The organism is Aquabacterium sp. UBA2148 (genome assembly GCF_002328915.1).
GTDB classification, from domain to species: Bacteria; Pseudomonadota; Gammaproteobacteria; order Burkholderiales; family Burkholderiaceae_C; genus Aquabacterium; species Aquabacterium parvum.
This window is the reverse complement of sequence record NZ_DCXA01000311.1, coordinates 17320-24772: the sequence shown is the minus strand read 5'-3', so window position 1 is coordinate 24772 and position 7453 is coordinate 17320. Positions and strand designations below refer to the sequence as shown.

The 7453-nt window shown below is 63.8% G+C and carries 7 protein-coding genes and 1 tRNA gene; all 8 read left to right on the top strand.

Features of this window, described 5'->3' with window-relative positions; all coding sequences use genetic code 11:
- Positions 1–293: 293 nt before the first annotated feature.
- A tRNA-Leu gene (locus tag B2W70_RS17300) sits at positions 294–378 on the top strand.
- Positions 379–646: 268 nt separating this feature from the next.
- Positions 647–1006 (top strand): NADH-quinone oxidoreductase subunit A, encoded by a 360-nt coding sequence (locus B2W70_RS17295; protein WP_058089261.1) that lies wholly within the window; start codon positions 647–649, stop codon positions 1004–1006.
- 63 nt (positions 1007–1069) lie between these two features.
- Positions 1070–1546, top strand: a complete 477-nt coding sequence (locus B2W70_RS17290; RefSeq protein ID WP_035035151.1) for a NuoB/complex I 20 kDa subunit family protein — start codon at positions 1070–1072, stop codon at positions 1544–1546.
- 15 nt (positions 1547–1561) lie between these two features.
- Complete coding sequence (locus tag B2W70_RS17285) at positions 1562–2173, top strand: NADH-quinone oxidoreductase subunit C (protein ID WP_286747701.1); 612 nt, start codon at positions 1562–1564, stop codon at positions 2171–2173.
- Between the two features lie 18 nt (positions 2174–2191).
- Positions 2192–3445 (top strand): NADH-quinone oxidoreductase subunit D, encoded by a 1254-nt coding sequence (locus tag B2W70_RS17280; protein ID WP_286747699.1) that lies wholly within the window; start codon positions 2192–2194, stop codon positions 3443–3445.
- A gap of 27 nt (positions 3446–3472) precedes the next feature.
- Complete coding sequence (gene nuoE, locus B2W70_RS17275; RefSeq protein WP_286747698.1) at positions 3473–3958, top strand: NADH-quinone oxidoreductase subunit NuoE; 486 nt, start codon at positions 3473–3475, stop codon at positions 3956–3958.
- 11 nt (positions 3959–3969) lie between these two features.
- Positions 3970–5313: an NADH-quinone oxidoreductase subunit NuoF gene (gene nuoF / locus B2W70_RS17270; protein WP_286747696.1), complete on the top strand. Its 1344-nt coding sequence runs from the start codon at positions 3970–3972 to the stop codon at positions 5311–5313.
- Positions 5314–5417: 104 nt separating this feature from the next.
- Positions 5418–7453, top strand: a 2036-nt coding sequence (nuoG, locus tag B2W70_RS17265) for an NADH-quinone oxidoreductase subunit NuoG (protein WP_286747694.1), incomplete at its 3' end; no start/stop codon positions are given.

Sequence of the window (7453 nt, the reverse complement as noted above, 5' to 3'; positions counted from 1 at the left end):
GTCCGCAGCTCAAGCCTCGGGCGCGGCGCCGGCCTCGGCGCCCGCTGCGCCCGCATCTGGCGCGGCCCTGATCCCCACCAAGTGAGGTCAGGCGTGCGTCCCCCGGTCACAACCGGGGGCGCGCACGAAAGTACACATTCACGCCACACACCCTGCGTGAAGAAGTGTTTTTCGGTTTAGAATCTGAGTCTTCGGTGAGCAATCCTCAGGCAAACCGAAGCAAAGTTCGACAAGCGGTCACAAAGACGTGATGCAGCTTGACGTCAGGTCCCCAACTTGGCGTCCATTCGAATGCCGACGTGGTGAAATTGGTAGACACGCTATCTTGAGGGGGTAGTGGCGAAAGCTGTGCGAGTTCGAGTCTCGCCGTCGGCACCAAAAGATCAAACGAGTCTTTGTGTCCACCCACATGATCAGCGCCAGTTGCTTGCTCGTAGCTGATCAAATGTGCGACGACACCGCCCTGTCAGGGTGTTGTGTCTGTGGCTCGAGGTTCTCAGGAGAGCGCGCTGTGGCCGCTGCCGAGTCGGTTTTATTTCCGGCTGGTGGGTTGCCTGGCGCGCTTTTTGTTTTGTCGATGTGTTCCAATCGCGCAGCGCACGCTTGGTGCGCTGCAGCATGACGTTCAATCAGAAAGCCCTTGGCCATGAACATTGAGCAATACCTGCCAGTCATCCTTTTCATCCTGGTTGGCGTGGGTGTCGGCGTGGCGCCCCAACTGCTGGGCTTTTTGCTCGGCCCTCGTCGCCCTGACGAGGCAAAGAACTCTCCCTACGAATGCGGCTTCGAAGCTTTCGAGGACGCTCGCATGAAGTTCGACGTTCGCTACTACCTGGTCGCGATCCTGTTCATCCTGTTTGACCTGGAAATCGCTTTCCTCTTCCCCTGGGCGGTGGCCCTCAAGGAAGTGGGCATGACGGGTTTCCTGACTGTCATGTTGTTCCTGGGCATCCTGGTCGTTGGCTTCGCCTACGAATGGAAGAAGGGCGCGCTGGACTGGGAATGACGGAGGCCGTGCCTCCCTTTCTCCCCACCACAGGGCACCAACGGAATCTGAAGAGGTAATCACATGGGCATCGAAGGCGTTTTCAAGGAAGGTTTCATCACCACCTCCGCCGACACCCTGATCAACTGGTCGAAGACCGGCTCGCTGTGGCCGATGACCTTTGGCCTGGCGTGCTGCGCCGTCGAGATGATGCACGCGGGTGCCGCGCGCTACGACATCGACCGCTTCGGCATGCTGTTCCGCCCGAGTCCGCGCCAGTCCGACCTGATGATCGTGGCCGGCACGCTGTGCAACAAGATGGCGCCGGCGCTGCGCAAGGTCTACGATCAGATGGCCGAACCGCGTTGGGTGTTGTCCATGGGCTCGTGCGCCAACGGCGGCGGCTACTACCACTACAGCTACTCGGTGGTGCGCGGTTGCGACCGCATCGTGCCCGTCGACGTCTACGTGCCTGGCTGCCCACCGACCGCTGAAGCGCTGCTCTACGGCATCTTGCAGCTGCAAGCCAAGATCCGCCGTGAGAACACCATCGCCCGCTGATCAGGAAGCACGCGCATGAGCCAGAAACTCGCCACCCTGCAAGCCGCCCTGGAATCCGTCCTGGGCGACAAGATCAAGCGCCTGGTCGTTGACCGCGGCGAGATCACCATCACCGTTTCCGCTGCCGACTATGAAGGCGTGGCGCTCACCTTGCGCGACGACGCCTCGCTGAAGTTCGAGCAGCTGATGGACCTGTGCGGCATCGACTACTCCGCCTACAAGGACGGTGCCGAAAGCATCTACACCGACGGCCCGCGCTTTTGCGTCGTCAGCCACCTGCTGTCGGTCAGCCACAACTGGCGCGTGCGCCTGAAGGTGTTCGCCCTCGATGACGACTTCCCCGTCGTCAAGTCGGTCAACCCGATCTGGAACGCCGCCAACTGGTTCGAGCGCGAAGCCTTCGACCTCTACGGCATCGTGTTCGATGGCCACGAAGACCTGCGCCGCATCCTGACCGACTACGGCTTCATCGGCCATCCTTTCCGCAAGGACTTCCCGGTGTCCGGCCACGTCGAGATGCGCTACGACGCCGAGCAAAAGCGAGTGATCTACCAGCCGGTGTCCATCGAGCCGCGCGAGATCACCCCGCGCATCATCCGCGAAGACAACTACGGTGGTCTGCACTGATCGCTGGAGCACTGAGTCATGGCTGAAATCAAGAACTACACCCTGAACTTTGGTCCGCAGCACCCTGCGGCACACGGCGTGCTGCGCCTGGTGCTGGAGCTGGACGGCGAAGTCATCCAGCGCGCCGACCCCCACATCGGCCTGCTGCACCGCGCCACCGAAAAGCTGGCCGAGTCCAAGACCTACATCCAGTCGCTGCCCTACATGGACCGCCTGGACTACGTCTCGATGATGAGCAACGAGCACGCCTACTGCCTGGCCATCGAGAAGATGCTGGGCGTGGACGTGCCGGTTCGCGCGCAGTACATCCGCGTGATGTTCGCGGAAATCACCCGCGTGCTGAACCACCTGCTCTGGCTGGGCTGCCACGGTTTCGACTGCGGCGCCATGAACATCCTGATTTACTGCTTCCGCGAGCGCGAAGACCTCTTCGACATGTACGAAGCGGTGTCGGGCGCGCGCATGCACGCGGCTTACTTCCGTCCGGGCGGCGTCTACCGCGACCTGCCGGACACCATGCCGCAGTACAAGGCCAGCAAGATCCGCAATGCCCGCGCCATCTCGAAACTCAACGAGAACCGCCAGGGCTCGCTGCTGGACTTCATCGACGACTTCACCCAGCGTTTCCCCAAGCTGGTGGACGAGTACGAAACCCTGCTGACCGACAACCGCATCTGGAAGCAGCGAACCGTCGGCATCGGCGTGGTCTCGCCTGAACGTGCCCTGCAAATGGGCATGACGGGCGCCATGCTGCGTGGCTCGGGCATCGTCTGGGACCTGCGCAAGCACCAGCCCTACGACGTCTACGACAAGCTGGACTTCGACATCCCCGTGGGCACCAACGGCGACTGTTATGACCGCTACGTGGTCCGCGTCGAAGAGCTGCGCCAGTCCAACCGCATCATCAAGCAGTGCGTGGACTGGCTGCGTGCCAACCCGGGCCCGGTCATCACCGACAACCACAAGGTCGCACCGCCTTCGCGCGTCGAGATGAAGTCCTCGATGGAAGAGCTGATCCACCACTTCAAGCTCTTCACCGAAGGCTTCCACGTGCCCGAGTCCGAGGCCTATGCCGCGGTCGAGCACCCCAAGGGCGAGTTCGGCATCTACCTGGTGTCGGACGGCGCCAACAAGCCTTACCGCCTGAAGATCCGCGCCCCTGGCTTCCCGCACCTGGCCGCCCTGGACGAGATGTCCAAGGGCCACATGATTGCCGACGCCGTGGCCATCATCGGCACGATGGACATCGTGTTCGGTGAGATCGACCGCTGAGTGAACGCGACAACGAGCAGCCCCACCATGTTGAGCGAACAAACCAAAGCGCGGTTCGACCGCGAACTCGCCAAGTACCCGGCAGATCAGCGCATCTCCGCGGTCATGGCCTGCCTGGCCATCCTCCAGCAGGAGCGTGGCTGGGTGTCGTCCGAGAGCGAGCAGGAACTGGCCGACTACCTCGGCGTGGCCCCGATGGCCGTGCACGAAGTCACCAGCTTCTACAACATGTACAACCAGAAGCCGGTGGGCCAGTTCAAGCTGAACGTGTGCACCAACCTGCCTTGCCAACTGCGCGACGGTGAAAAGGCCCTGCAGCACGTCTGCAGCAAACTGGGCGTCGAGCCCTATGGCACCACCGCCGATGGCGTGTTCACCGTGCAGCCCAGCGAGTGCCTGGGTGCCTGCGCCGATGCGCCGGTGATGCTGGTCAATGACCGTCAGATGTTGAGCTTCATGAGCAACGAGAAGCTGGACCAGCTGCTCGACCTCCTGAAGTCCAAAGCCAAGTGAAGGGCAGGGCGATGATCGATCTCTCCCAATTCCAGGCGACCGGCAAGGAAACCGTTTTCCACGGCCGCCACATCAACCCCCAGATCTACGCCGACATCAACGGCAGCAACTGGTCCATCAAGGACTACGAAGCGCGTGGTGGCTACGCAGCCCTTCGCAAGATCCTGGGCAAAGACGGCGGCGAAGGCATGACGCAAGACGTCGTCATCGCCGAGGTCAAGGCTTCCGGTCTGCGTGGCCGTGGCGGTGCCGGCTTCCCCACGGGCCTGAAGTGGAGCTTCATGCCCCGCGCGTTCCCGGGCCAGAAGTACCTGGTGTGCAACTCGGACGAGGGTGAACCGGGCACGGCGAAGGATCGCGAGATCCTGATGCACAACCCGCACACCGTCATCGAAGGCATGATCATCGCGGCCTACGCGATGGGCATCTCGGTGGGCTACAACTACATCCACGGCGAGATCTTCGAGGTCTATGAGCGCTTCGAAGCGGCCCTGGAAGAAGCCCGCGCCGCCGGCTACCTGGGTGACAACATCCTGGGCAGCGGTTTCAGCTTCCAGCTGCACGCGCACCACGGCTTCGGCGCCTACATCTGCGGCGAAGAAACCGCCCTGATCGAATCGATCGAAGGCAAGAAGGGTCAGCCTCGCTTCAAGCCGCCTTTCCCGGCGAGCTTCGGTGTGTATGGCAAGCCCACCACCATCAACAACACCGAGACCTTCGCGGCCGTTCCCTGGATCATCCGCAACGGTGGCGAGGCCTACCTGGCTGTCGGCAAGCCCAACAACGGCGGCACCAAGCTGTTCACCGTCTCGGGCGACGTCGAGATGCCCGGCAACTTCGAGGTCCCGCTGGGCACGCCCTTCAGCACCTTGCTGGAGCTGGCCGGTGGCGTTCGCAAGGGCCGCAAGCTCAAGGCCGTGATCCCTGGTGGCTCGTCCTCGCCGGTGATCCCCGCCGACGTGATGATGGGCCTGACGATGGACTACGACGCCATCGCCAAGGCGGGCTCCATGCTGGGCTCGGGCGCGGTCATCGTGCTCGACGACTCGCGCTGCATGGTCAAGAGCCTGCTGCGCCTGTCTTACTTCTACATGCACGAATCGTGCGGCCAGTGCACGCCTTGCCGCGAAGGCACGGGCTGGCTGTGGCGCGTGGTGCAGCGCATCGAGGCCGGCCAGGGCCGCCTCGAAGACATCGACTTGCTGAACTCGGTCGCCGACAACATCCAGGGTCGCACCATCTGCGCGCTGGGTGACGCCGCTGCGATGCCGGTGCGTGCCTTCATCAAGCACTTCCGCGAAGAGTTCGTGCACCACATTGAACACAAGACCTGCGTGGTCCCGGCCTATGTCTAAGGGCCCCCACGCTCGGATTACCTCGCTGCCCCCCACGGGGGCTGGTCTTCCTTGGGGCGGCCCGGCGGAAGCCCTGCCGCGCACAGGAAAAGGTGAGTAACGCTATGGTTGAAATCGAAATCGACGGCCGAAAGGTCCAGGTCCAGGAAGGCTCCATGCTGATCCGGGCCGCCGAAGAACACGGCACCTACATCCCGCACTTCTGTTATCACAAGAAGCTGTCGGTGGCGGCCAACTGCCGCATGTGCCTGGTGGACATCGAGAAGGCTCCCAAGCCCATGCCCGCCTGTGCCACGCCCGTGACGCAGGGCATGATCGTTCGCACCAAGAGCGAAAAAGCCATCAAGGCCCAGCAGTCCGTCATGGAGTTCCTGCTGATCAACCACCCGCTGGACTGCCCGATCTGTGACCAGGGCGGTGAGTGCCAGCTGCAAGACCTGGCCGTGGGCTATGGCGCGGGCAAGTCGCGCTACGAAGAAGAAAAGCGCGTGGTGTTCCCCAAGGACGTCGGCCCGCTGATCTCCATGGAGGAAATGAGCCGCTGCATCCAGTGCACCCGCTGCGTGCGCTTCGGCCAGGAAATCGCCGGCGTGATGGAACTGGGCATGTCCAACCGCGGCGAGCATTCCGAGATCGAGACCTTCGTCGGTCGTTCGATCGACTCCGAGCTGTCGGGCAACATGATCGACATCTGCCCGGTCGGCGCGCTCACCAGCAAGCCCTTCCGCTACAGCGCCCGCACCTGGGAGCTGTCGCGCCGCAAGAGCGTCTCTCCCCACGATTCCACCGGCGCCAACCTGATCGTGCAGGTCAAGAACGGCAAGGTGATGCGCGTGGTGCCGCTCGAAAACGAGTCGGTCAACGAATGCTGGATCGCCGACCGCGACCGCTTCAGCTACGAGGCCCTGGGCAGCGACGATCGCCTGACCCAGCCCATGATCAAGCAGGGCGGCCAGTGGCGTGAAGTCGACTGGACCACGGCGCTGGAATACGTGGCCAACGGCCTCAAGGGCGTCAAGACCGAGCACGGTGCGGCCGCCATCGGTGCGCTGGCCACCGAGCACAGCACCGTCGAAGAGCTGTACCTGCTGGGTCAGCTGGTTCGCGGCCTGGGTTCCGACAACGTCGACACCCGCCTGCGCAACGCCGATTTCACCACCGGTGCTGGTGCCCGCTGGCTGGGCCTGCCGGTGGCCGAGCTGAGCACGCTGGACCGTGCCCTGGTGGTCGGCTCCTTCCTGCGCAAGGATCACCCGCTGTTCGCCTCGCGCCTGCGCCATGCCACCAAGCGCGGCGCCAAGGTGTCCGCCATCGGCGGCGCCAACGACGACTGGCTGATGCCCCTGGCTCAGCGCGTCTCCGTGGCGCCGAGCGCCTGGGCTCAGGCCCTGGGCGACGTGGCCGTGGCGATCGCCAACCAACTGGGCATCGACATCCCCTGCAACGGCACCGCTACCGATGCCGCCAAGGCCATCGCCGCCTCGCTGCTGTCGGGCCAGAACAAGGCTGTGCTGCTGGGCAACGCCGCTGCGCAACACCCGCAAGCTGCCACCCTGCAGGCCCTGGGCCAGTGGATCGCCGAGAAGACCGGCGCCAAGCTGGGCTACCTGTCCGAGTCGGCCAACACCGTGGGCGCTCAGCTCGTCGGTGCCCAGCCTCAGCAAGGTGGCCTCAACGCCGGCCAGATGCTGTCGGGCAAATCGATCAAGGCTTTGGTGCTGCTGGGCGTCGAGCCCGAGTTCGACAGCGCCAACCCGGCTGCCGCGGTGCAAGCCGTGCAAGCCGCTGAGATGGTCGTGGTCATGAGCCCCTTCAAGGGCGCCGCCCCCGAGTACGCCGACGTGATCCTGCCGGTCGCGCCTTTCAGCGAAACCTCGGGCACCTTCGTCAATGCCGAAGGCCGTGCACAGGGCTTCCACGGCGTGGTCAAGCCCCTGGGCGAGACCCGTCCGGCCTGGAAGGTGCTGCGTGTGCTCGGCACGATGCTGGGCCTGAACGACTTCGCTTTCGAGACCTCGGAAGAGGTCAAGGCCCGCGCCCTGGGTGACCTGGCTGCGCTGCCTTCGAAGCTGAACAACGCCACCTCGGCCGCCATCGCGATCAGCGGTGGCACCGGTGCCCTCGAGCGCCTGGCCGACCT